Genomic DNA, 23,192 nt, shown 5'->3' with positions numbered 1-23,192 from the left:
GATACCCCGCATCACGTCGCCGACAAGGCGAACGCCAACCCTCGCCATTCTGGGAACGCAGCCATGATCATCGACTGCCACGGCCACTACACAACCGCTCCCGCCAGCCACAATGCGTGGCGCGACGCGCAGGTCGCGGCGATCGGTACCGGCGGCGACATAGACCCGGCCTACCCCGCCATATCCGACGACGAGATCCGCGAGACGATCGAGGCGAACCAGCTGCGCCTGCTACGCGAACGCGGGGCGGACATGACGATCTTCTCACCGCGCGCCTCGGCGATGGCGCCGCATGTCGGGAGCGCGGCGGTCGCGCACATCTGGGCCCGGCGCTCGAACGACCTGATCAAGCGGGTCATCGACCTATACCCCGAAACCTTCGCCGGCGTATGCCAGTTGCCACAATCCCCCGGCATCTCGATCGCGCATTCGATCGACGAGCTCGAGCGTTGCGTGACGGACCTCGGTTTCATCGGCTGCAACCTCAACCCCGACCCGTCGGGCGGCAAGTTCGATTCCCCGCCGATGACCGATCGCGCATGGTATCCGTTCTTCGAGAAGATGGTCGAGCTCGACGTTCCTGCGATGATCCACGTCTCGGGCAGCTGCAACCCGGCGATGCATGCGACCGGCGCCTACTACCTTGCGGCCGATACGATCGCGTTCATGCAGTTTCTCGAAGGCGACCTCTTCCGGGATTTCCCGGACCTGCGCTTCATCATTCCCCATGGCGGCGGCGCGGTGCCCTATCACTGGGGACGCTATCGCGGCCTCGCCGACATGCTGAAGCGCCCGCCCCTTGCCGAGCACGTCATGAAGAACGTGTTCTTCGATACCTGCGTCTATCACCAGCCGGGCATCGACCTCCTGTTCAAGGTGATCGACGTCGACAACATCCTGTTCGGGTCCGAGATGGTCGGCGCGGTGCGCGGCATCGATCCGGAGACCGGCCAGTATTTCGACGATACCAAGCGCTATGTCGACGCGCTGGACATCCCGGATGCTGACAAGCGCAAGGTATTCGAGGGCAACGCCCGCCGCGTCTACCCACGCCTCGACGCGCAACTCGCCGCACGGGGGCTGTGATGCCCGAGTTCACGATGGATCCTGCCTGGATCTGCTACCACCCCGCTCCCAGCAAGCCCGCCTTCACCGTGCCCGCGGGCGCGGTCGATGCGCATTGCCACGTGTTCGGGCCGGGCGATGTGTTCCCCTACGCGCCGGAACGGAAATACACGCCGTGCGATGCCGGCAAGGACGAGCTGTTCGCGCTACGAGACCATCTCGGCTTTACCCGTAACGTCATCGTCCAGGCGACCTGTCACGGTGCGGACAACCGCGCGTTGGTCGATGCCCTGCAGACCGCCGGCGACCGCGCTCGCGGCGTCGCGACCGTACGCGATACGGTGAGCGATGCGGAACTGTCCGACCTTCACGCGGCCGGCGTGCGCGGCGTACGCTTCAACTTCGTCCGTCGCCTCGTCGATCCGAAGCCCGACGGCTATTACCGCGCGATCATCGACCGGATCGCTTCGCTCGGCTGGCACGTCGTGATCTATTTCGAAGCCGCGGATCTCGAAGAGCGCTGGGACTTCTTCACGTCGTTGCCGACGATCGTCGTCGTCGACCACATGGGGCGCCCAGACGTGACGCAACCCGTCGATGGCCCCGAGTTCGGGCGTTTCATCCGCCTGATGGACAGCCACGAGAACGTCTGGACCAAGGTGAGTTGTCCCGAACGCCTGTCGAAGGTCGGTCCGCCTGACTATGACGACGTCGTGCCCTTCGCGCGGAGGCTGGTCGAGCGCTTCCCCGATCGCGTCCTGTGGGGCACCGACTGGCCGCATCCCAACATGACCACGCACGCCCCTGACGATGGTGCGCTGGTGGACATCATACCGCGTATCGCAACGACCCCCGCGCTCCAACACAAGCTGTTGATCGACAATCCGATGCGACTCTACTGGGCATAGCCTGACGGCAGGATTGGGTCAGGCCTGATGATGCGGGTCGGCGTGGGACGTTTCTAGACTTCCGATACTCGGATCACCTGATCCTCCCGCGCCCATCCCACCGCCGCCGCCGCCGCCGCCGCCACCCGTTTTGGCGCCTTCGCCTCTTCCGCCAGCGTGTTTAGCCCCTCCTCCCGATGACGCTGGCCGTGTTGGGCCCTGCATCGGTATCTTTAGGTCTGTGGGTATGGGATCGAGGTCGAGGGCCTCGCGCACAAAATTGCGGAGCGATACTACGAGATCATGGGTGTGCACTGGATGCCCGGCTACCAGTTCCCGAACTGCCTTGTCGGCAAGTCTCACCTGTTCTTCCGTACCAAGAAGAATGATGTCGGAAAGTGCGGCTTCCACCGCGTCACGTATTCTCCGCGTTCGGTCTGATTTCAAGGCTGTCTCCGCAGTAAGGTCGAGCTGCGCCATCGGCTCGGCGGGTGTAGGAGAATCTAAGCCTCTTAGGTCCCGCTTGTGTGTCGGATCGACGGTGAGATCGCCTGTGAATGATCCACCCAAGACCTTGTACGCCGCGATCAGGGTGCGCAGACGCTCATTAATCTGACGGTTCATCCGCTCACGGCGCTGCTGGAACGTCATCTGCGTTAGCAGACGAATGCCGACACCGAGTAGCGTGACCAAGATGATGCCGAACAACGTTGCGAGAAGGCTCTGCCAAGAGCTGAAGTCCAGATTGCGCAAAACGTTGACTCCTTCTGTGCCCATGGCGGCCATTCAACGTACCAAAATCGAGGTTATCGAAATTTCAGGTCGTAACACCAAATTCGTTCCAACTGCCTGACCGAGGACCCAAATCCGGTTGTCCAGCGGCCTATGGCCATTCCCGGAAGCGGTCGCCTGTTCATCTCATCCTGAGCCGTTCAAGTCACGTGCGAGCGACGATCAGCGTCCCTCTGTCGCGCGGCACTAGAATTGGCCCACCACCTCCGCCTAAAGATCTGCAGTGATGAAAACGTTGAGCCTCATCGGTCGGAATATCGACGATATTTCGACCTTCTACGCCGAGATCAACCGGGTCTTCATGGCGGAAGAAGACTGGCGATTGGGCGACAGCCTCGATGCGTTGAACGACCTGCTTTATGGCGGCTACGGCGCGATCAAGGGGCGGCAGCCGGTCCGTATCGTCTGGCATGACATTGCAGTAAGTAGGTCCGCTCTTGGCGTCGGAACGACCCGGGCGTTCCTAGCTGAGAAGTTGCAGCGGCCAGACCTCTTTAACGTGGACGCGATTGGCCGCCAGCTGCACGCACTCGACCGCGGCACGGGACAAACCTATTTCGAGATCGTCATTAGAATCATCGGCGATCATCAAAACATCGAACTTGTGGCCGCTTGATGGAGAGCGTTCGAGTGAGGTGGAGCGGATCAGGTCACTTGGCGTTCGCTTATGGCTGTGATCGCGATGAGCACTGTGCCCTAGCCGAGGCGTGCGCGACGCGCCAAAATCGCTGTCGATTGCCAAATTGATCGGCAAGCGCCGGTTCTCCCGCTGGAACATCGCGACCTTCGCCGCGTGATCAAGGCTATGCGCCGCCGATATCGTCTATCGTTCAGGTTCGGCCTGCTATCCGCGAGGTCAGTCGTTATGAACGGAGATACGGCGATGAGGATGATCAGGATAAGCCTGCTGAGCGTGTTTCTGGGGCTCGGCGCCTGCGCCTCCACCGTGGCAGGTAATCGCGCCGGAGCCGCGACCTGCAGCGCCGATGCTGCCGCGGCGCTCGTGGGCCAGGTCGCACCTGACGACGCCACCGTCCTTAGCAAAACCGGCGGTACGATCGTCCGGCGAATCGCACCCGGCGACCCGACGACCAGGGACTTCCGCGTTGAGCGCGTCACCTTGACGGTCGCCGAGGGACGGGTGGTCTCCGCGTCCTGTGGTTGAGCGCTGAACCAGGATGAAAGCGCCCTTTCTCGCGGCGGTCCTACCGCTACTCGCAGGCTGCGGACCGAACCTTCCGGTCGAGGGTCCGGTGCGGTTGGGACAGGTCGGCTCCGTCAACGGCCAGAGGATCCGGACGGACAAGGTCATTGAAGACAGTCGCTGTTCCATCGACGCAGATTGCGTTTGGGCAGGGCGCTTGATCGTGCGGGCAACTGTGCTGGGAGGGGGGTGGTCCAGACAGCTCGACCTGACGCTCGCCATTCCCGTTAAAGTCGCTGATGGCACTCTTACACTTGTGGCGGCGACGCCGCCCGGATGATTAGCCCGATGGAACAACAAGCCCTTTCCCTACCGCTTTACGTTCAAATTTCAGGGCGCGCGTTGATCGTCCGTGAAAGATGCATCCTGGCCACTGATCGGTTTGCGAGCGATCACGACCCAGAAGCCGACGTTCACGACGACTTGAACGTTCCCCGAAACCGGTCGTTGGTTCATGTGCTGCTAGGACGGCTGGAACCGGATCGTTAGCGGAACGGCAGCTTTCAAGTGTCGGGTGTGTGAAGCAGTAGAATGCGTTCACCCGCGCGATGCGATGGCCTAACAGCCAATCGCGTAGTTCGCGCTTTGCGGTATGACGTTGCAGCCGCTGATGAACACGCAACCTCGATCCGAGTTTATCAGGTCCCTGATCTCAGTGGCGTCAACTCAGCCCACTAGCGGCAGGAGGAACGAGCTCATAAGGTCCGCCGCGCGGCGCTGGCGCAGGATGCGAGCGTTGCGAAGTTCCTCATCATCGTCGCTGCCGGCCGCACCCTCAAATAGGGCGTAAGCGACGGGACCGTCGCGCCGATAGCTCTCCTCCGGTTTGGGATCGATGAAGCGGGCGGCAAGCCGTGTTAGCGCCAAGCGGATGACATCGGCATGTTTGCCATCGAGTGCCGCCCGGAACGCCGCGTGGACCGCATCGAGGCCACCCTCATAATGCTCCACGCAGTAGACCAGATCATGTGCGTCCTTTGGCTCGGACCGCTGATCGTAGGCGAAGGCCTTAAGGCAGGTGAAGCTCACGATGTCAGCATAGCGGACTAGCTCTGTCGCGCGTCCGCGCTCGCTCAAAAGCTCCGCCGTGATCTCGGTCGTCCCATGCAGGTCGAAAACCATTGAGGCATGCGGAATGTTGATCGCGGTGACATTGCCTTCGGTTGGCAGCTCGGTGACGCGGCCACCGCTGAGTTCGGGCGCATCAGCGAGGAACTCGAGCACCATGGTCGTGCCGCGCTCGACTTCGGCTTTCCAGCGCCACGATTGCTTCTTGCCCGCGTCATTTTCCGCACGCTCGAAGCGCATCGCCTTTAGATTTTCTTCGAGCGTGCGATAGGCTTCTGTGTCGGTGAGAATGGCTATGTCGACCACTACGTCGACATCCCCGGTGCCCGCGTGAGGCGGAACCTTCGGCGGCCGTGCCGTGATCAGGTAACGCGGCGCCAGCCCGCCGACGAGGTAGACACAGTCCTTCCATGGCCCGAGGCCGCGCAGCAGCGTGACGAGAACGCGCTCGCAGGCCTCGGTCACCGCGGCTTCATAGCCGTCGATAGTTTGCGGCTTAGCCATCAGTTCTCAAGCCTCTCGCTGCGAAGGTGGGCGGCCATCTCCTTGGCACGGCCCGAGCCCTGCAGCAGGTCGAGGTAGACCTGAAGAGGTGGAGCGAAGCTGACGTCGTCGATCCGCTCGCCGACGGTGACGTCGCCACGCGCGTTGGTCTCAACTAGCGCTAGGTTCCAGCCCTCGCTGACGGGGCGAGCCCGCAAGCGGTCGAGCGCGTCGTTGCGGCGCGGGCCGGGGATGATACGGCACCGGACCTGCGAAATCGTTGAAAGATAGGGCGCGTAGACCTGCGCGGCAGCCTCGCCGGTCACCGCATAGGCCGCGTCCGCCTCGCCGCACGCGTGATCAAGCTTGTGCATGAGATCGTTCACGTCGGCCGAGGTGACGTAGAAGCGCTCGATTCCCCGCGCCTTCTGGTTCGCCACATAGTGCGCCCAAGCATCGACCAGGCCTTTGGGCTCACGCAGCCGGCGCGTCTTGACAGGCCCTGCACCTTCCGCCTCTACCCACTCGCGCCGCTCCATCTCGCTCAGCGTTTCAGACGCGGTCGCCGCCGAAACCTCGGCCTCTTCGGCGATGCGCTTAACGCTCAGCCAATCGCGGCGGTTCTCGAACACATAGAGCATGACCCGCGCTTTCTGACCCTGGAAGATCGAGTCGAAGCTCTTGCTCTTCTTGCGCGGAGCGGGCCGGTCGATGTGGACGAAAGCGTGCTTGGCGGGAATGTAGAGCGTGCCACCGAGATCGTAGAAGCCGATCTCCTCATGGCGCAGCAGCTCGCGCGCACCCGGCGAGATAGCGCGGGCCACGAAAAAGGGGATCACCTCGGTCGGGCCTGACGAGTAGTGGGCGAGATAGTTGCGAAGCTGGTAAATCGTCTCGCGCACATCGCGCGGGAAGGCGTGGCGCTTGGCCTCGACAATCAGTTCGATCGGACGTCCGCCGATCTCTGCTTCGACGATCCCGTCGATACGCCGGCGTTGGTCGAGCGGCATTTGACGGTGCGTGAGCCTAGCACGAGCATAGGGCACGGCGCGGATCGCGTCGATCAAGCGCTCCAGCAGTTCTTCTTCGTTCGCCTCAGCCGTCATATTCGATGTCCAGTGAATATGGCATCCGTAGCGAATATCTGCCGAATTGCATATATTCGCTGTACGGCGATAATCGCCTAGCAGGCATATCATTTACAGCAATACGAGCGAAAACGAGTGAACCGAAAGCCGAAACCCAAGGCCGACATCGACCGGCAGGTTCCTGCAAGAGAATCGAGCACGCCACAACGCTTTCGCTTGAGCGACCTGCGTGATCGGCCGCGCTACGTTCTGCTTGGGGAGCCAGGCAGCGGCAAGTCCACGGCGTTCCAGCGCGAAGCAGAAGCGGCCGGCATCCAGCCGGTCACGGCCCGCCAGTTCGTCAGTGGTGGCCGCCACCGTCCGCAGGGCACCACCGTTTTCATTGATGCGCTGGAAGAATATCGCATCGGGGAGGCTGGCATCGATCGCCTCGCGACGCTGATCGAGGCGCTGGAAGAGGCCGGCTAGCTGATAACGCAGCGGTGCCGATGCGGGGAGCCGTGCCGGTGACGATACGACAAGCCTGGCCTACGTACCTTCAGTTGACGACCGTCGCTGATAAGGTTGTTTGATCCGGTTCTCGGCATTCGCCTGCGCCAAGCGCTCAGTCATTTCACCCTGAGTGGCCATCGCATCCCAAGCTTCTGCCGATCGCAAATGACGTTCTCGAACAAGGGGAAGTACGGACCGCTCCGCTTCCGAACGTTCGTGGGCTGCAGCGCTACGGTATGCCTCGGTCTGTGAAAGGTTCATAACGCAACCCTTAACCGACACCGGGAAATCTAAAACCCCACCAAGGCTCAAATCCACGCGGTGTCGTTGTTAGCTGAAACTGTCCGACCGCAAACCAACCTGTCCGCTGTTAGTCTCGGATCAAACAGGTCGATCCTCTGCGATACCCCCTGCTTGGGCCACCAATTTGGATCTTGTCGAGACCAGATCGGGGGCGATCATGGATGGCGAACTTACTTTGCATTAACCAGGCGGTGCGTAGGTAAGCATATGAAATTCCTGCCAAGCTGGATGCTGATCCCTGCCCAGATCGCTACTGCGACGTTTGGGCTCGTGGTGTTGACGATGTGGCCACCAGCATCGGGTTCGATGCTGGTGGTGCCACTCGGTCAGGATAGCGGAGCAGCAGTGCAGGGTGCGCTGGCGGGCGGTGCGGCATTGCTTGGGACCGGGCCATTTCCGGGATCGCTGGTCATCGTTGGCGATCGTGCCCGCATCGCCCCCCGGGTCGCGTGGAATGTCGTCATCATGGCCGCTCCGCCCGCGGGGTGCGGCGTTGATGGCGGTGCTGGAAAGCGAGCATGAACCGAACCATCTCGCTGCTGAAGCCAGCGTTTTCCCGGTTGGGTTTCGGAGTAAAGCTTGGAGCTACCGGCAAAGTCGGGGATGATGCCGGACTTAACCCGCTTGACCGGCTACGGCGTCGCGCCGTCCAAGCGTGCGCGTTGATCGGCTGGACCTCGTTGGGGGGGCTGCTGATAGGTAACGCCGTACTGGATGCGGGCGCAGGCGTTCCGCTGCTGGTAATCGGCACCACCATCACGGCGGGGCCGACCGTGATGGCGCTCCGCGGTCGCTACGATATCGAGGCCCGGACCCTGATGGGATCACTTGCGGCGGTGATACCGGCAATGCTCGTCTTCCTGCTCAAGGGGCATCCGTGGCAGATGGATGCACACATGTACTTCTTCGTCGGAATGGCGGCGCTGGTAATGTTGGCGGACTGGCGGCCGATTGCGCTAGCGACGGTGCTGACCGCAATCCATCATCTTGCCCTCGAATGGTGGGCCCCGGAATTCGTCTTTACCGGCACCGGCAATCTCGGCCGGGTGATCTTTCATGTCGTGGCGGTTGGCTTGCAATTCGGCGCATTAACGGTGCTGACGATCCAGCTCGAGCGGCTGTTCCAATCGCAGAGTGCAGCGTTGCGGCGGTCTCGCGAGTTGACCGAGTTGGCAGAGGACGGCCAGCGGCGAACCGAGGAGGCAATGCTTCAGGCGCGTGCAGCGGAGGCAGCGGCGGCGCGCGAACGCCAACAGCGCGAGGAGCAGGCGGCGCGGATCGCGAGCGAGCGGCGCGGCGAGCTGGTAGTCCTGGCGAACGAGTTCGATCATTCGGTGACGTCCGTGGTGAAGAGCATTGGCCAGGCGACCGAACGACTGGAGCATGCAGCAGTGCGGCTCGAAGATGTCACCGGCGGCGCGACCCAGGATGCGGTTGAGGCGGCATCGGGCGCGGGTCGAGCAGCACGCGACATAGCGCATGTCGCGTCGTCGATCCGCGACCTGTCCGAATCGATCCGAACGATCGCGATCGCGGCCGACCGGCAATCGGAGTTGACCGAGGTGGCGAGCCTGGAAGCGCAACGCAGCGTGCAGACGGTAGCGATGCTTGAGGATCATGCGGTCCAGATCGAAGTCTTTCTAGACGACATCCGTGACCTGGCGAACAAGACCAATCTGCTCGCCCTGAACGCTACGATCGAGGCAGCGCGGGCGGGCGACGCGGGGCGCGGGTTCGCAGTGGTCGCTGGCGAAGTGAAGGTCCTGTCGGCGGACACCAAGCGTGCGAGCAACCGGATCAGCACTCTGCTTGCCGGCATCCGCGAGGGCGTCGCGGACACGGGCGAGAAACTGCGTAGCGTCAATACTGCGATCGGTCAGGTTTCGGTCGCGGCATCGGGGATCGCAACCGCAGTCGGCGAGCAGCGCTTCACGGCACATGAGGTAGATGCGGGTGCAGCGCGCGCGGTCGGCGCGGCGGACGAGATCGGCACCCGGATTGACGGCGTGGCGGAAGCGGCAGGATCTGCCGCGCTCTTGTCGGCGTCGGTACGGGGCAGCGCCAGCGATCTGGCAGCCAGCGCGCGGCATTTACGATCGTCGACCGATCTGTTTGTCTCGTTCCTTCAATCGGACGATGCGGCAACAGCGTAGGTGCCAAGTCGGTCCCATCTCCTTGGCGAGCCCGCCTTGCTACGCCCCTGGTAGGAGAATGTATACTTAGGACAAAATGAAGCGGATCTCTAATCGTCGTGATCGCGGAGTTGAACGCCTCGCCAAGATCGAGACGTCCATAACAGAACTTGCCAACAACGATCAGCCCGCTCTGGACAACATCTTCAAACCGAGCCTCCCACGTCAATCGGCAACGTGACGTTCCTGGAAAGCCGAGAAGTGCACTGGTGCACCTCTCGACTTCATACTTCATCGTCTTAGACCCGAACTCAGGACTTGAGCGATTTCGCCATGTTGAGATGCGCCGCAACCGTCGGTGCCAATCCCGACGCAAACGTCTTCAACTGCGACACGTCGCCGGTTGCAGCATATCCCTTGAGCGTATCGAGCGTCTGCTGATGCCCGGCGACCTGGGCCGCTGCGTACGCGGTGTCGAAATCAGTGCCCTGCTTGGTTTTCAGATCAGCAAGCTTCTGCTGCTGCTCAGCACTCAGCGCTGGGTTGGGCGTCAAAGCTGGCGACAGCGTTGCCGTCAACGCCTTCAGCTTTGCAGTCGACCCCTCATGTGCGGTGATCATCTGGCCAGCGAACTTCTTTACCGCAGTAGATGCGCCGTTGGTTGTGGCCAGCTTCGAGGTCTCGATCTCGAACGCATCGCTTGCAGCCGCCATGTTGACGAAAGCCTGCCCACCTGAGGCCGGTGCTGCCATGGCATCATTGGAACCGGCTGCATTCACGTCCGTGGCAGTCGTGTTGGCGTAGGTGCTGTTATCGACGGCGGTCGTATCGTCGGCCTTCTTGCCGCATGCGGCCAATGACAGGGCCGCTGCCGATACCAGTGCCAGGGTCTTGAAGTTCATCATACTCTCCATCTGCTCGCATATTGCCGCTGCCCGCTAAACGCGTGCCCTGATTGGACCGTTCCGCCCCAGCAACGAGCTTCGGACCGATCGTAACGCGCGTTCGTTCTAGCCGTCTGCCGGCACAGCTGCCGGCCTTATCGGGACACGGCTATGAGCATCTTCAGCACGATCATGAACAAGGTTTTCCACCACAAGGCCGCGCCAGCCGCTGCGCCGGCTCAGGCTCCTGCCGCTGCGCCACAGGCTGTACCACAAGCCGCGCCGACCGCTACCGCCCAGCCCGCCCCAGCAGCGCCTCAGCAGTCCGTCGACGTCGGTGCGGTCCTCAGCGAGATGGCATCAATGAAAGATGGCGGCGGCAACTACCAGAGCTCGATCGTCGATCTTTTGAAGCTGCTGGACCTGGATTCCAGTCTGACCGCTCGCAAGGAACTTGCTGCCGAGCTGAATGTCCATGCAGCAGCCGACGGCTCGGCCGAGCAGAACATCGCCCTTCACAAGGCTGTGATGCGAAAGCTTGCCGATAACGGCGGCATCGTTCCAGACAGCTTGCGGAACTAACTCGGCCGATCCGGAGGGGACCGCATCCTATGCGGTCCCCTCCGGTCTCAGACTGCTGGCTTAGCCGCCCTCAATTTAGCGAGTTGGACTAGCGTTCGGAGGCGTCCCAGCGACGGTTCCCTGCGCTGCTTGTGCTGGCAGCGTTTGACTACCACGCGGTGGTCCATTCGGCTCTTTCTGAAAGCCACGTGCGGCAAGCCAGCAGATCGTGACGACGAGTGCCACGATCATCACGAAGATGACAATTGCCACAGGACCGGCTCGCTTGTTTCCTCGTCTTCGCATCACATGCGCTCCCCAGTCATGCCATCGATGGTATCGCCGTGCCGTAGCCGCGTGGCGACGGGATGTTCGTGGACCTCAAGTCGACCGGTTTGATCGAGCAGGACGATCTTATGTCCGGACGGCTCTATCGCCGCTCGCCGAAGACCGAACCAAGAATGCCCCCCAGTCCGCTGCCAAGACCGCCCCCGGGCGCAGCGCCTGCGACTCCAGCGCCACCCAGGCTGCCGAGTACAGATCCAAGGATCCCGCCAAGGCCACCCTGCTGCCCGCCTGAGCGCCCTGTCAGATGGCCTGCCACCAGCATGACCAGGATCGGCAGCATCTGCTTCAGAAGCTCGGGCGCCAGGCCGCTGCTCTGCGCCGCGTTGTCGGCGACCTCACGACTGCCGTCCTTCGACCCGAAGATACCGCCGAGGATTTGATTACCGCGATCGATCTGCGTCGGCTCGTTGCCCAACACGTTCGCAGCAAGGTCTGCGCCGCCAAGCGTGTTCACATGGGCGTCTAACTGCGTCGTGTTATTCCCCATGCCGCCCAGAACCGACGGCAGCAGCGCCTCGGCGCCGCGCTGGGCTTGCTCACGCGGTATGCCTAGTTGGGCGGCGAGTGCATCGATGCCACCATCAGGCAGCAGGTCATTGAGATTCATGTCGGCTTCCTTGTTGTTAGGGGTACCAACAGATGCTGCGACCTATAGGTCCGGGCACTTCGATCGAACTATGACAATGGATCGGTAGGCATGCGCTGTCTGCGCAATGTTAGTCAGGGAGTTCCGGCGTACGGGCGCCAAAACGTCTTATCCGTCGGTAGATCTTGACGCGATGGTGCCGAGACACCGGAACCCTCCCCCATACTCTCGCGCTTGAGCCATGAAGGAGAGACGGCATGGACGACCAGCGCGTGTGGGAATTCGAAGGCAGCCTATGGGATGCCAGCGACGAGCATTACCAGGACCGGATCGACGAGGAGATCGTCATGGTCTTGCCCCGTCCGCCTTATGTCTTCCAGGGGCAGGAAGCGAAGGATGCGGTCAAAGCTACGCCCGATTGGGATACGGTCGAGCTATCGGATCGACGAGTGTCACGACCTCAAGAGGGCCTCATCGTCGTTGCGTACACCGCGCGCTGCGCGAGCGGCGACGAGACGTACGAGGCACATTGCACCTCGACTTTGCGGATGCGGGGACACGACGATTGGCTGGTCGTCCAACATCAGCAGACACCACCCTTGACCGCCAGCGTCGAAGCCTGACCGCTGGGTTGCCGTTGCGCCTGATACATACCTGTAACAGGCGCGACGGTGCTGAACCGGGAGTCAGCGCCCTCATTGCTGGTGTGATCCCGACAGCGTCAACTGCGACCGGTTATCGCGACCAATGGATCGCCCAGGCGACCGTCGGCGAGTAGGGAAGCCGTGGCATCGCGGAACCCTGCTGTTTCCAAATAATGGCGGACAAGCGATGCGTGGCCCTGCGTGTCGAGAGCGCGCCAGACCGCCACGGCCTTGGTCGGGAAGCAGCGGTTTGAGAAGCTTATGATGACGCGGCCTCCCGGCTTCAGCACACGACGAACCTCGCGCAGTACCGCCAGGGGGTGTTGCAGATATTGAACGCCGACACAGATCAGTACGGCATCGTAGCGCGCGTCCTCTTCGGACAAGTCAGGCACATCGTTCAGGTTCTGGACGAACCAGCGATCGAGGCGCGGATTGGCCGCGAGTTCCTCTGCGTTCATGCCGTGGCCGACGACTTCGGCATAGGCGACGTCGTCCGGCAGGTGGCTGACCCAGCTCGACATGAGGTCGAGCACCCGCCCGCCAGCGGGGATCGAATCGCGGTACAGGCTGGTCAGTGCGCCGACAGCTGCCTCGTCAATGTGCGTGACTAAACGCGGGGGTGCGTAGAAGCCACGGTCGTCGCCATCATCCTGACGGTCGAAGGCTCGCGCCGGCAGTCCCAATTCGATCGCTTCAGTCATGCGGTAAGCCCCTGCAATGCCAAGCCCCCAGTATCCTCGCCCACAGCGTCCGTTGGGAACCGTATCCAGGGGCGCACCGCGAGATAGCGATCGTCCTCAATCATCGGCGACGGCCGAGCCAGACACCGACCCCCGCAAGGCCGAGAACGGCCATGCCGCCAGCCGCGGCTGCCAGCTTGCGCCCCCGGTGGGGATCGCGTCGGCCACCATCCGGACCGGCGGGGACGCCAGGTTCGAACAATACCCCATCGCTGTCGTCGCCGTTGGGCGCGCGGGCTGACCAGGTGTCGAGGAAACCGCTCATGATCGCCGCCAGCAGGTTCGGCGCCGCGAACTCGCCAAGTTTGAATGCGATTGCCGGTGCGCCGACGGCGGTAAGGTTACGAGGGTGCGTGGCAAGCCGCACGACTGCCTTCGCCACCGTCTCCGGTGCGAGCGAACCGGGGGGAAGCGAAAGCCGGGCGCCGGTATAGTTACCAGCATGGTCCACGCCGGGCGTATCGACGAAGGTCGGGCAGACGTCGCATATGTGAATATGCGGGCGCTTCGACACCTCGCCGCGCAACGCCGCGCTGAACCCGCGCAACCCGAACTTGCTCGCCGAATACGCCGCGGCATAAGGCGTGGCGACGAAACCTCCCGCCGAAATCATGTTTACCCAAGTGCCGTGATCCTGCGCGAGGAAGATCGGCAGTACGGCATGGACGTCGTTCATGTGGGCGACGAGGTTCACATCGACGACACGGGCGTGATCCGCGATCGGGACGTCTTCGTACCGGCCAAGCACACCGACGCCTTCACAGCTGAACCACAGGTCAATGCCACCGAGCAGATCGCGCGCCTCGGCAGCGAATGCGGCCACCGCGTCTGCGTCGGTGCAATCTACCGGTCGGACGATTGCGCTGCCGCCAGCTTCGACGCAGCGCTGCGCGACGTCGTCCAGCCCGTCCTTGCCGCGAGACCCTAGGACAAGCCGCGCTCCCGCCTTTGCGAAAGCCATCGCCGTTGCCGCGCCGATACCGCTCGATGCACCGGTGATTACCACGCGGCGCCCGGCCAGGTTACGATCAGCGCTCATCGGACGATGCTCAAGGCGGCTGCCTCTACACTTACGGGAAGACAACGCGGTCGCGTCAGCCGAACTTTCCTATCATCATGCATAGACACTCAACGTCTCGGAAGCGCCGGGGTGTCCCCCGAGACCGCGCGATGTTCTTTGAAAGTGATCCCAGGATGATCAGTTCGGATTGGTATGCGGCTCCTTGGGGCCATCGTTCAAAGATCTGAGCTGCGCTTCGCGAGTTGGGTCACCACCACCGCCTTGCGGGTGGATCGGAGCCCAGGCCCAGTTATCAGGCCTGTTAGAAATGCTGGATCGGCATCAGGAGCCTTTGGTTGCTGCGCATGTCGCAACGGCGCTCAAGTGCCTTCGGGCTCGCCTTGAGGGCCGTAACGCCGCTTAAAGGTAAAGGCGCTTTGCTGCGACCATCTTCAGCTTACAGCGAGTTGCAGCTTTCCGGCATGGTCCATCATCTCTTCCATTCTTGCCAGCATGGCCGCGGACAAAGTGAGGATATCATCAATATCTCCAGTACCGTCACCGATCACGAACCCCGCCTGAGACAAGTGTTGAAGCCATCGCGACATTACGACCGGCGGAATCTTGGACCGCTCGCAGACCTGCCTGGCCGTAAGGCGACGTCCCTCGGCATCTGCGACATACAGTTCGAGTAACAGGTCCCATGCAGGCTCGGAGAACAACTCTGCAGGCAGCACATTCAACCGAAAGCGGCGAAACTCCAACATTGCGGCCGTCAGGGAAGCCGAACGATCATTTTCCAACATCTTTGGACCCCCGGCTGCTGCGATGGCGATTCCTGTTGGCTTGATAACGCTCACGTTCGACGCTGGGACACAACATCATTCCCCGTTTAGAGAAAAACGGCATAGAAAATATGTCGTGGGATCAACTGACTATGTATGATTTGGTCGGTCCGTCTCGATCACCCTTTGTCCGTCTACGCGACTCCCGCATGTGACCTGCGATCACCGTTCGTACGCTACACGCCAGTTTGATACGGTCCCTGATACGGAGTTGCTTCAAGCCCCCACGGCGGGCGGCGCATCCTTGTCCGGATCCCGGCCGTGTTGCTGATCGAGCAAACGCATGATTGGCGTCACGGTGAAGCCGTGCAGAACGATCGAAAACAGCACGACCAGTCCGAGAAGGCCCCACAGGCGTTCGGCCGCATCGACGTGAATGTGGTTCAAACCATAGGCCAGGTAATAGATCGATCCAACGCCGCGGATGCCGAAGAAGGCGAGCGTCAGTTTTTCCGAGCGGTCAGCCCGGTGGCCGGCCAAGCCGATCAGGCCGGTAATTGGGCGAATGATCAGCAGGATCACCAGCGCAATTAGCGCGTCCGTCAACGATACCGAATTCAGGAGCCCGCTGACCAACGCGCCGCCAAACAGCAGCAGCAACACCATCATTGCGAGCCGTTCGATCTGCTCGGTGACATCGTGCATGTCGTGATGAAAGTCGTGCGTTCGGTGCGTCCCTCTAAATGTCAGTGCCGTGACGAACACGGCCAGGAAACCGTAGCAGTGGATGATTTCCGTAACGCCGTAGGAGATGCACGTCGCAGCAAGCGCAATCAAGCCGTCACCGGTCTGCGCAAGCTTGGTCTGCGCGGGTACATGGAAGGTCAGCCAGCCAAAGGCGCGGCCAATCAGCCAGCCAGCGCCGACGCCGGCGCCGACTTCCCATAAGACGCGGTACGTCAGCCACTCACCCAGCCACGGCTTGCTGCTCCCGGCTGCGGTTGCGGCTGCCAGCATGATAGCAAGATGGACGAACGGAAACGCGAAGCCATCATTGAGGCCGGCTTCGGACGTCAGCCCAAACCGTACCTCGTCTTCGTCTTCGCTCTTGGGCGGCCCGACCTGAATGTCCGCCGCCAGAACAGGATCCGTTGGTGCCAGGCTGGCAGCAAGCAGCAAAGCGATCGCCCATGGCAGTCCCATTCCCCATGCCGTCACCGCCGTGATAGCGAGAATGCCCAGCGGCATCGTGATCGCCAACAGCCGCCAGGTAACCGCCCAGTCCCGCCACCTGAACATCCGGTCGATCTTCAGGCCGGCCCCCATCAGCGCGATGATCACGACGAACTCGGTGAAGCGTTCGGTGATCTCAGGGTAAAGAAGCGGCAGCGGCCTGAGCGTGACCTGCGGCAACGAGAACAACGCAGCGCCAAGCGCGATACAGACGATCGGCAACGATAGCGGTAGCTTACGAAGCGCCAGCGGTAACCAGACGACCAGCGCGGTAAGCAGGCCGAAGCCGGTGAGCATGAGGATGTAGGGGTCGGGCAATGCAGCGATCATGACGGGTCTATCCAGGGGGAACGAGACTTCGTCGCAGGAAGGCACGCATGTTAGTTCGAAGAAGAAGCAATGGCGGTGAGCGATAGGCCAACCTCAGCCGGCGCCGGGCTGCTTCTGCTCCTCCTCGTAATCGGCATCGGTACCGATCTTCCCACTAGCCTCGGCTTCGGCGATGCCCGACGTCTCGACGACGTTGATCTTGCTACCTTCGGCTGCGACTTCATGGGGTACGCGGTCCGCATCAGGGTCCGCAGCGATAGTCGTGCCGTCACCGCCGCCCGAGCCTGCAACACCGTTACCGGCATTTCCACCGTCTTCGCCCGCCTGCCCACCGCCGTGATAGGCAATGTTAGTCTGGCCACCGTGCGCCATAAAGCCTGTGTTCGTCTCGGTCTTGCCGGCATGCGGGTTGGGATAGGCCCCACCGCCACTTTCGCCTCCCTCGCTGCGACCGTGGACCTCGGCGCCACCGTTGCCGCGCGGCGAGTCCGATACGCCGTCCGGGGCGCCCTTGCTCGCAGGGTTGCCGGGAACGGGTGTCTGAACCTTGTCACTCATCAGTATGTCCTTTTGAATGTGACGGAATCCCCAACCCATCGATCAATCGGATCAGACCAGGTAGGGACGGTCAGGCCTCGGCATGTGCTTGATGAAACTGCTAAGCTGTTTGGAGCGATCATATTCCCTGACTGCCTCGGCCTAAACCTGCGTTGTTTGTGAGAGCATAGCGATCCATGGAACAACATCGTTCCTGCGTGAGCACGATCCCGAAGCGCTTATATTTTGTATTGATGCCTGTTAATTCACGGCTCAAGTGTGACTTCCTGCACGGAGGCCATAATGCACAATATCGCAGAGACTTACCGATTTGTCCGTTTGTAATGGGTGTTACGCTTCCGGAGTTTTTACGTCAGGTTGTCCGCCCGTTTCTACGAATGGTCGCCGTTTGCAAGTTCGTCGCAAGGTAGATTTGGTCGCATGCGGCCCCGAACCGAACGATGGACCGTTAGGCCCCTGTCGCACATCGCGAAAATCGCTCAAATATCGCGGCTTTTTCGGCACGTGAGTGCTTGGACGCGTATGCACGAGATCAGTTCCGGGGAAACATTATGCAAATCAAAGCCATTCTCTTCGACATCGACGGTACGCTGGTCGACACCAACGACATGCACGTCCTGGCGTGGGAGGAGGCGTTCGCCACCGTCGGCGCGTCATTCGACCGACAGATGATCCACGACCAGATCGGCAAGGGGACCGACATGCTGGTTCCGACGCTGCTGCCCGACGCGGACGAGGCTCAGCAGGAAAAGCTCGGCGACACGCACGGTGCGATCTTCAAGGCAAAGTACCTGGAGACTGCCAAGCCGTTCGCGCAGGCACACGACCTGTTGGCGCACGCGCATGGCCTCGGGCAGCAGGTCGTACTGGCATCGTCGGCCTCCGAAGCAGAATTGGAAGCCTATATCGACCTGCTCGACGCTCGCGCATTGATCGCTGCGACAACGAGCAGCGACGACGTCGAGAAGACCAAGCCCGCGCCAGACATCTTCGCGACCGCACTGAAGAAGCTATCGGGAACCGATCCCGCCGAGGTGATCGTGGTCGGCGACACGCCCTACGATATCGAGGCCGCGGTCAAGTGCGGGATATCGGCGGTCGCGGTGCGATCGGGCAAGTTCAGGGACGACCAACTGCACGCGGCAGGCGCGATCGCGATCTATGACGACGTAGCCGCCTTGCTCGCTGGCTACTCAACTTCACCACTGGGACGCTGAACGACATGGCCATCACACTGAAACCCCTGCGCGACCAAATCATTGTCGTAACCGGCGCAACCAGCGGTAACGGCCTCGCTATCGTCGAGGAGGCCGTCCAACGTGGTGCAGCCGTCGTTGCGACCGCGCGTAACGAGGCAGCGCTGGAGGCACTTCGTGATCGCCTATCGGCCGAGGGCGGACGCATCGCGATCTGCGTTGCCGACGTAAGCGACATGGCAGCAGTCGAGCGTATTGCCGCTGTCGCGATCGAGGCGTTCGGTGGGTTCGACAGCTGGGTCAACAATGCCGGCACGGGCACGTATGGTACGCTTGAGCAGGTACCCGTCGCCGATCACCGCCGTGTTTTCGACGTCAATTATTTTGGCGTGCTGCACGGATCGCTCGTCGCCGCGCGGCATCTGCGCCGACGCGGCGGGGCCATAATCAACGTCGGTTCGATCCTCAGCGATCGCGCGATCGTCGAGCAGGGGCCGTATTGCGCGACGAAGCACGCAGTCCAGGCGCTGAACGATACGCTGCGGATGGAGCTTGAGCAGGAGAAGGCCGGCATCTCGGTTACGCTGATCAAGCCCGGCGCGATCGACACGCCATTCCCAGAGCATGCGCGCAACTTCATGGACCAGCCACCACGCTTGCCACCGCCACTTTATGCGCCCTCAGTCGTCGCCGACGCGGTGCTGTTCGCGTGCGAGACCCCGCGGCGAACGCTGTATGCAGGTGGCGGGGGCCTGTTGTCCTCGTTCCTTTCGCGCGCCGCACCGCGGTTGAGCGACAGGATCATGGAACTGGTCGGCACGGTCGCACAGCAGAAGCCGGAAGATCCTGGCGAACCGACCCGCCGCGACAACCTCTATGTGCCGCGCGTCGATGCGTTGCGCGGAAGCCAGGACGTCCGCGCGCGCAAATCGAGCACCGTGTTGCAGGCACAGAAACTTCACCCGGCCTTTCTTGTGCTCGGCGTTCTTGGAGCCGGTATCGCTATCGCGGTTAGCCGGCCAAAGGAGACCCGTGAGTGACGCCAGCCCCCGATCAGGAGGAGACTGTCCGTGCCTTCAATGTCGTTCTCGTTCTCAGCGGCGGCAATGCGCTTGGTGCGTTCGAAGCCGGGGTCTACGAAGCGCTGCACGAGCACGGCCTTCAACCCGACTGGATCATCGGCGCATCGATCGGTGCCATCAATGGAGCACTGATCGCCGGGTCCGCTCCTGATCGCCGGATAGAGACATTGCGGACGTTCTGGCGACCCGCCCCGTCCGGTGCCATGACGCCCCCGTGGCTGAGTGCACTCGAAACCAGCCGGCGGACGAGCGCGGTAGGCTGGGCCGCAACGCTGGGTCGGCCCGGTATCTTCGGACCCATGCTATCCGCCTTGACGCCTTGGAGCGACAACCAGCCGTCGATCTTCGAAACCAATCAGCTCGCTACGACGCTGGAAACGCTGGTCGACTTCGATCGCCTCAACGCCGGGCCATGCCGCTACACCGCCACGGCGGTCGACCTCGAAACCGGCGACGACGTCGTGTTCGACAGTGCCGCTATTCAAATACGCTCTGATCACATTCGCGCCAGCGCCGCGCTGCCGGTCGCCTTCCCACCTGTGGAGATCGACGGTCGCTGGCTGGTTGATGGCGGCCTGTCAGCGAACCTTCCACTTGATCCCGTTCTTAGCGACCCACCGCCCCGTGCGACGCTATGCATCGCGGTTGACTTGTTGCCGCTTAACGGCACCAAGCCTGCGACGTTAGGCGAAACAGCCAGTCGTATGCAGGATCTGATCTTTGCCGCTCAGACTCGCCGATCGATAGCCCGTTGGAAGGCCGCCTATACCGGGCGTGAGGGCATTACGCTGTCGCTTGTTCGCCTCGCCTACTCCGAGCAGGATGAAGAAGTCGCAGGTAAAGCGCTGGATTTTTCAGGGCCTACGGTCGAACAGCGTTGGTCGGCCGGCTATCGCGCCGGCATGCTGGCGGTAGAAGGTGTGCAGTCCGAGACAGTATCGATCGGGGTCCTAGGTTTCAACGTCGTGCAACTCTGAGCGCTAGCCACGTCCCTCGGTAGTTCAGACGTTATTGAACACATTTTGCGCTACGTGCGCGCTTGCCTATACGCCAATGGCTTTCCCGCTCTGAGGCCGGAACGTACCGATATAGCGTAGCGATCGACACGCCAATCGCGGGCGCAATGTCCCCGCGCCCTAATTCCTGAGGCCAAAAACTGTCGGGCAACTTGAATTCGCTCAGGCGCCATCACGATCTTATGGCCACCGCCCCCCTTCCAACGTGCAACGGTCAAGACTTCAATTGTTCGTTCACGCACGAGATCGCGCCCCATCTCCGCCTCGGCGGCCATGATGTGCTGGACGAGTTCGCAATCGTGCCAGCAGTGTCGATCCCATCAGCAAAGCGGTATCATAAATCCCCTATCTGCCGCCTCTCGTAACCATCCTGTCCATTATTGCCGATTGTTCGCTGCGCGGAGACGATGCCAACAAACTCGGTTGCCCTTCCATGCGCCAATCATCCAGCATTACCTGGAGGGAGCAGACGGCAATTTAGCAGATCCACCCTCACGGATATGTTCCGAAAACTAGGCGTTTTGAACATTGCCACAGGGAGAGCATGATGCCCGATACGTTCAAACCAACTGCAAAAATGGCCGCCAACGCGAAGAAGGGGCTAAAGTTGCGCGACGATTTCGGTCGAGGCGGTACGGACGTTGGGGTTCGTCGTGCCGGGCAACTAGCAGCGCAGGACGATGTGACCGCTGACGATGTAAAGTCGATGCACAGCTACTTTGCGCGTCACAAGGTCGACAAAGACGGGAAAACGCATGAGTGGGGATCGGACACTGATCCGTCCGCGGGCTACATCGCTTGGCTCCTATGGGGAGGCGATGAGGGGAAGGAATGGGCTGATCGACACGCCGAGAAGCTCGGGTAGAGGGCTGTCGGAACGGCAGGTCGCGATCACGACCGGCATTCGATCACGGTTCATCACCACCTCCAACGCGGAGGGTCGACGCGATGCCGTTAGCACCCCTCGCCCCAGTAATTGATCGGCGCCTGTCAGATGTACGTTCTCCTTTTCGCCGCGGCCGCAGCGCTAGTGCAATCGCCAGTTGCTGATTCCGTCGTGAAGCCTGGCACGATAGCGATCGTTGCTGCCGATAGCCCGCCCACGTCTCCCGCTATCACGAAAACGTTCATGGACGCCGTTCAGCGAACCCTCCTTCGAACGCCTTTCCTGCCCCTGCCCGACGCGAACCACAGCCTTTACCTTGCCAAGGTTGAGGTGTCGCAGACCCAGCGCGGCGTTGTCCAGTCGCGCAACGACCGATCGGATCGGCCGGGCATGGCGGCCGGACTTGGGGGCCTGTCGCTGACTTTGCCCTTGGGGAAGGAACAGTTGCACGGCCTGATCGTGACCCGTCTCAAGGTAACCGTGTCGCTGCGCCGCGATAGTCACGTCGTGTGGACAGGACAGGCGACCACGGTGCGCCCAAGCGGCACACGAAAGGGCGCCCCCTCTGTTGTCGCTACGGCGCTGTCGGACGCCCTTCTGACTTGGTTCCCTCGGCAGCTGCCGGGACCGCTGTCCGTGCCATAAGGACCACCGAGTGAGGCGGTTATCAGCCTCTGATCTTTGACAACACGCGTGCGGCAACATTGCTTCTGGCGGTGAGCTTGCGCCCGTAGCGCAACGCGGTCGACGGCGAAGACCATCGCAGCGCCTGTGCAATGCCAACGCCGTCCTCCCCGGCCGCAAACAGATCCTGCGTCAGCCCTACCCGCAGCGAGTGGCTCGATAGCGCCCTTGCAGCCTCCTCAACCTCGCAATTGGCATCTCGACCAGCCCTTGATCGAAGGCGCTGAGCGCCACCCGCGGATAGATCCCGTTGACGCCCTGCCGGCTCAGCGACGTGGTCCCCACGGTGTAGACGGTGCGTGCCGGTTCAATCGTGTTCTATGCCAACAAGATCGAGGTTCGCAATGAGAAGGCCGATCCGGGGCGAGAGCAGGGCGAGGACGGTAAAAAGCAGGTCGCGTTTCTCAAGCGCTACACGGTCTTCAATGCCGAGCAGATCGACGGCATCGACGCGAAATATCCAGCCCCGGCAGCGATCATCGCTGCCACCAATCCCGACGAGCGGGACGCAGAACTGGACACGCTCTTTGGTCGCGTCGCTGTCACGCTCAAGCATCACGGTTCGCAACCCTATTATCAACCGAGCAGCGATCACGTCGTCATCGGCAGCGATAGCGCATGCGCGCACCGAGCTAGCCTATGTCCGGCATCCCAAAGGCCCGGTGTATCAGTCGCACCTTTTGACCTATCTCGGGATACGGCAGGTCGATGCCGTCATCGGTCCCAAGCAGACGCCGCTCGAGCGTGTCCGCGAGATCGGCGCTGCGCTTGGCGTCCAGATCAACGCCCAGCAGTCCTCGCAACTGCAGCGCGCGGTACGCTCACTTGAACGACTGATCTTGCCGCAGGGCCGTTCCCCCGGGCAGGAGCGGCTTGCCGCCCTGTTCCTTAAGAACGCGCCCGAGAAAAATCTTGCCGATCCGCGCCTCGCACCCGCACAGACGATCGTCGATGCGGCAATGCAGTTAGCGCGGGACCGCGGCGACAGCGCGCGCAGCGTTACCGCACAAGGGGAAGCTGCGCGCCAGCGTATCGCAGACAGTATCAGAACCGGTTCGACGCTCGACGCGGACGTCGGCAGTCACGCTCAGGAGAGTAAATCCGTGCCCCCTGCCCCCGACAAGGGGCGCAACCGCTGACCT

The 23,192-nt window shown here is 61.9% G+C and carries 26 protein-coding genes and 1 pseudogene; 15 read left to right on the top strand and 12 right to left on the bottom strand.

Annotated elements, in window-relative coordinates:
• The first annotated feature begins 63 nt into the window (after positions 1 to 63).
• The gene (locus IFT67_RS16480) at positions 64 to 1,086 is read left to right on the top strand and encodes an amidohydrolase family protein (RefSeq protein WP_192239260.1); all 1,023 of its coding nucleotides are present in this window, start codon (positions 64 to 66) and stop codon (positions 1,084 to 1,086) included.
• Positions 1,086 to 1,973 carry an amidohydrolase family protein gene (locus tag IFT67_RS16475; protein WP_192239259.1) on the top strand — a complete coding sequence of 296 codons (888 nt, stop codon included), beginning with the start codon at positions 1,086 to 1,088 and terminating at the stop codon, positions 1,971 to 1,973. The genes IFT67_RS16480 and IFT67_RS16475 overlap by 1 nt, the downstream gene beginning before the upstream one ends.
• Before the next feature lie 18 nt (positions 1,974 to 1,991).
• On the opposite strand, the gene IFT67_RS16470 is transcribed toward IFT67_RS16475, so the two are convergent.
• Positions 1,992 to 2,738, bottom strand: a complete 747-nt coding sequence (locus IFT67_RS16470) for a hypothetical protein (protein ID WP_244647453.1) — start codon at positions 2,736 to 2,738, stop codon at positions 1,992 to 1,994.
• Positions 2,739 to 2,970: 232 nt separating this feature from the next.
• Between IFT67_RS16470 and IFT67_RS16465 the strand changes: the two genes are divergently transcribed.
• Both IFT67_RS16465 and IFT67_RS16460 read left to right on the top strand, forming a co-directional pair.
• Positions 2,971 to 3,360: a barstar family protein gene (locus tag IFT67_RS16465; protein WP_192239258.1), complete on the top strand. Its 390-nt coding sequence runs from the start codon at positions 2,971 to 2,973 to the stop codon at positions 3,358 to 3,360.
• Between the two features lie 249 nt (positions 3,361 to 3,609).
• Positions 3,610 to 3,909, top strand: a complete 300-nt coding sequence (locus IFT67_RS16460) for an I78 family peptidase inhibitor (protein WP_197978529.1) — start codon at positions 3,610 to 3,612, stop codon at positions 3,907 to 3,909.
• A gap of 705 nt (positions 3,910 to 4,614) precedes the next feature.
• Here IFT67_RS16460 and IFT67_RS16455 read toward each other — a convergent pair.
• A complete protein-coding gene (locus tag IFT67_RS16455; protein WP_192239257.1) occupies positions 4,615 to 5,520 on the bottom strand; it encodes a nucleotidyl transferase AbiEii/AbiGii toxin family protein in 906 nt (301 codons plus the stop codon).
• On the bottom strand, positions 5,520 to 6,605 hold the full coding sequence (locus tag IFT67_RS16450) for a type IV toxin-antitoxin system AbiEi family antitoxin (RefSeq protein WP_192239256.1): 1,086 nt from the start codon (positions 6,603 to 6,605) through the stop codon (positions 5,520 to 5,522). The genes IFT67_RS16455 and IFT67_RS16450 overlap by 1 nt, the downstream gene beginning before the upstream one ends.
• 117 nt (positions 6,606 to 6,722) lie before the next feature.
• On the opposite strand from IFT67_RS16450, the gene IFT67_RS16445 reads away from it, so the two are divergent.
• The 3 genes from IFT67_RS16445 to IFT67_RS16435 all read left to right on the top strand — a co-directional run bounded on the left by IFT67_RS16445 (position 6,723) and on the right by IFT67_RS16435 (position 9,535).
• The gene (locus IFT67_RS16445; RefSeq protein WP_192239255.1) at positions 6,723 to 7,055 is read left to right on the top strand and encodes a hypothetical protein; all 333 of its coding nucleotides are present in this window, start codon (positions 6,723 to 6,725) and stop codon (positions 7,053 to 7,055) included.
• A gap of 534 nt (positions 7,056 to 7,589) precedes the next feature.
• Positions 7,590 to 7,904 carry a hypothetical protein gene (locus IFT67_RS16440; protein ID WP_244647452.1) on the top strand — a complete coding sequence of 105 codons (315 nt, stop codon included), beginning with the start codon at positions 7,590 to 7,592 and terminating at the stop codon, positions 7,902 to 7,904.
• A complete protein-coding gene (locus IFT67_RS16435) occupies positions 7,901 to 9,535 on the top strand; it encodes a methyl-accepting chemotaxis protein (RefSeq protein WP_192239254.1) in 1,635 nt (544 codons plus the stop codon). Before IFT67_RS16440 ends, IFT67_RS16435 begins: the two co-directional genes overlap by 4 nt.
• 290 nt (positions 9,536 to 9,825) lie before the next feature.
• Here the strand turns inward: IFT67_RS16435 and IFT67_RS16430 are convergent, their stop codons facing one another.
• Positions 9,826 to 10,416 (bottom strand): DUF4142 domain-containing protein, encoded by a 591-nt coding sequence (locus IFT67_RS16430; RefSeq protein ID WP_192239253.1) that lies wholly within the window; start codon positions 10,414 to 10,416, stop codon positions 9,826 to 9,828.
• A gap of 153 nt (positions 10,417 to 10,569) precedes the next feature.
• On the opposite strand from IFT67_RS16430, the gene IFT67_RS16425 reads away from it, so the two are divergent.
• Entirely contained in the window at positions 10,570 to 10,980 is a 411-nt protein-coding gene (locus tag IFT67_RS16425; protein WP_192239252.1) for a DUF3597 family protein, read from the top strand.
• A 409-nt stretch (positions 10,981 to 11,389) separates the two neighbouring features.
• On the opposite strand, the gene IFT67_RS16420 is transcribed toward IFT67_RS16425, so the two are convergent.
• Positions 11,390 to 11,914, bottom strand: coding sequence for a DUF937 domain-containing protein (locus tag IFT67_RS16420; RefSeq protein ID WP_192239251.1), 525 nt, complete (start codon positions 11,912 to 11,914; stop codon positions 11,390 to 11,392).
• 236 nt (positions 11,915 to 12,150) lie between these two features.
• Between IFT67_RS16420 and IFT67_RS16415 the strand changes: the two genes are divergently transcribed.
• A complete protein-coding gene (locus IFT67_RS16415; RefSeq protein ID WP_192239250.1) occupies positions 12,151 to 12,516 on the top strand; it encodes a DUF4440 domain-containing protein in 366 nt (121 codons plus the stop codon).
• A 98-nt stretch (positions 12,517 to 12,614) separates the two neighbouring features.
• On the opposite strand, the gene IFT67_RS16410 is transcribed toward IFT67_RS16415, so the two are convergent.
• From IFT67_RS16410 to IFT67_RS16390, 5 genes are all read right to left on the bottom strand, one after another.
• Positions 12,615 to 13,241 (bottom strand): class I SAM-dependent methyltransferase, encoded by a 627-nt coding sequence (locus tag IFT67_RS16410; protein ID WP_192239249.1) that lies wholly within the window; start codon positions 13,239 to 13,241, stop codon positions 12,615 to 12,617.
• A 100-nt stretch (positions 13,242 to 13,341) separates the two neighbouring features.
• Positions 13,342 to 14,319 carry an SDR family oxidoreductase gene (locus IFT67_RS16405; protein ID WP_192239248.1) on the bottom strand — a complete coding sequence of 326 codons (978 nt, stop codon included), beginning with the start codon at positions 14,317 to 14,319 and terminating at the stop codon, positions 13,342 to 13,344.
• Positions 14,320 to 14,732: 413 nt separating this feature from the next.
• Entirely contained in the window at positions 14,733 to 15,140 is a 408-nt protein-coding gene (locus IFT67_RS16400) for a helix-turn-helix domain-containing protein (RefSeq protein ID WP_192239247.1), read from the bottom strand.
• Positions 15,141 to 15,341: 201 nt separating this feature from the next.
• Positions 15,342 to 16,628 carry a cation:proton antiporter gene (locus IFT67_RS16395; protein WP_244647451.1) on the bottom strand — a complete coding sequence of 429 codons (1,287 nt, stop codon included), beginning with the start codon at positions 16,626 to 16,628 and terminating at the stop codon, positions 15,342 to 15,344.
• Positions 16,629 to 16,721: 93 nt separating this feature from the next.
• On the bottom strand, positions 16,722 to 17,186 hold the full coding sequence (locus tag IFT67_RS16390) for a hypothetical protein (protein ID WP_192239246.1): 465 nt from the start codon (positions 17,184 to 17,186) through the stop codon (positions 16,722 to 16,724).
• A gap of 551 nt (positions 17,187 to 17,737) precedes the next feature.
• Here IFT67_RS16390 and IFT67_RS16385 point away from each other — a divergent pair.
• The 5 genes from IFT67_RS16385 (at position 17,738) to IFT67_RS16365 (ending at position 22,011) form a co-directional block, all read left to right on the top strand.
• Entirely contained in the window at positions 17,738 to 18,403 is a 666-nt protein-coding gene (locus tag IFT67_RS16385) for an HAD family hydrolase (protein ID WP_192239245.1), read from the top strand.
• 5 nt (positions 18,404 to 18,408) lie between these two features.
• Entirely contained in the window at positions 18,409 to 19,422 is a 1,014-nt protein-coding gene (locus tag IFT67_RS16380; RefSeq protein ID WP_192239244.1) for an SDR family oxidoreductase, read from the top strand.
• Positions 19,419 to 20,441, top strand: a complete 1,023-nt coding sequence (locus tag IFT67_RS20940) for a patatin-like phospholipase family protein (protein WP_192239243.1) — start codon at positions 19,419 to 19,421, stop codon at positions 20,439 to 20,441. Before IFT67_RS16380 ends, IFT67_RS20940 begins: the two co-directional genes overlap by 4 nt.
• Positions 20,442 to 21,024: 583 nt before the next feature.
• On the top strand, positions 21,025 to 21,345 hold the full coding sequence (locus IFT67_RS16370) for a hypothetical protein (protein ID WP_206757938.1): 321 nt from the start codon (positions 21,025 to 21,027) through the stop codon (positions 21,343 to 21,345).
• A 264-nt stretch (positions 21,346 to 21,609) separates the two neighbouring features.
• On the top strand, positions 21,610 to 22,011 hold the full coding sequence (locus tag IFT67_RS16365; RefSeq protein WP_192239241.1) for a hypothetical protein: 402 nt from the start codon (positions 21,610 to 21,612) through the stop codon (positions 22,009 to 22,011).
• A 22-nt stretch (positions 22,012 to 22,033) separates the two neighbouring features.
• Here the strand turns inward: IFT67_RS16365 and IFT67_RS20715 are convergent.
• Both IFT67_RS20715 and IFT67_RS16360 read right to left on the bottom strand, forming a co-directional pair.
• Positions 22,034 to 22,353, bottom strand: a pseudogene (locus IFT67_RS20715) (site-specific integrase); the annotation flags it as partial.
• Between the two features lie 4 nt (positions 22,354 to 22,357).
• Entirely contained in the window at positions 22,358 to 22,606 is a 249-nt protein-coding gene (locus IFT67_RS16360) for a hypothetical protein (RefSeq protein WP_192239240.1), read from the bottom strand.
• Here IFT67_RS16360 and IFT67_RS16355 point away from each other — a divergent pair.
• Positions 22,578 to 23,189 carry a hypothetical protein gene (locus IFT67_RS16355; protein WP_244647450.1) on the top strand — a complete coding sequence of 204 codons (612 nt, stop codon included), beginning with the start codon at positions 22,578 to 22,580 and terminating at the stop codon, positions 23,187 to 23,189. The genes IFT67_RS16360 and IFT67_RS16355 overlap by 29 nt on opposite strands.
• Positions 23,190 to 23,192: the final 3 nt, after the last annotated feature.

The organism is Sphingomonas sp. CFBP 13728 (assembly GCF_014841895.1).
Lineage (GTDB): Bacteria > Pseudomonadota > Alphaproteobacteria > Sphingomonadales > Sphingomonadaceae > Sphingomonas.
Note: the sequence above shows the minus strand (reverse complement) of the source record. Positions and strands in the feature narration are given on the sequence as shown.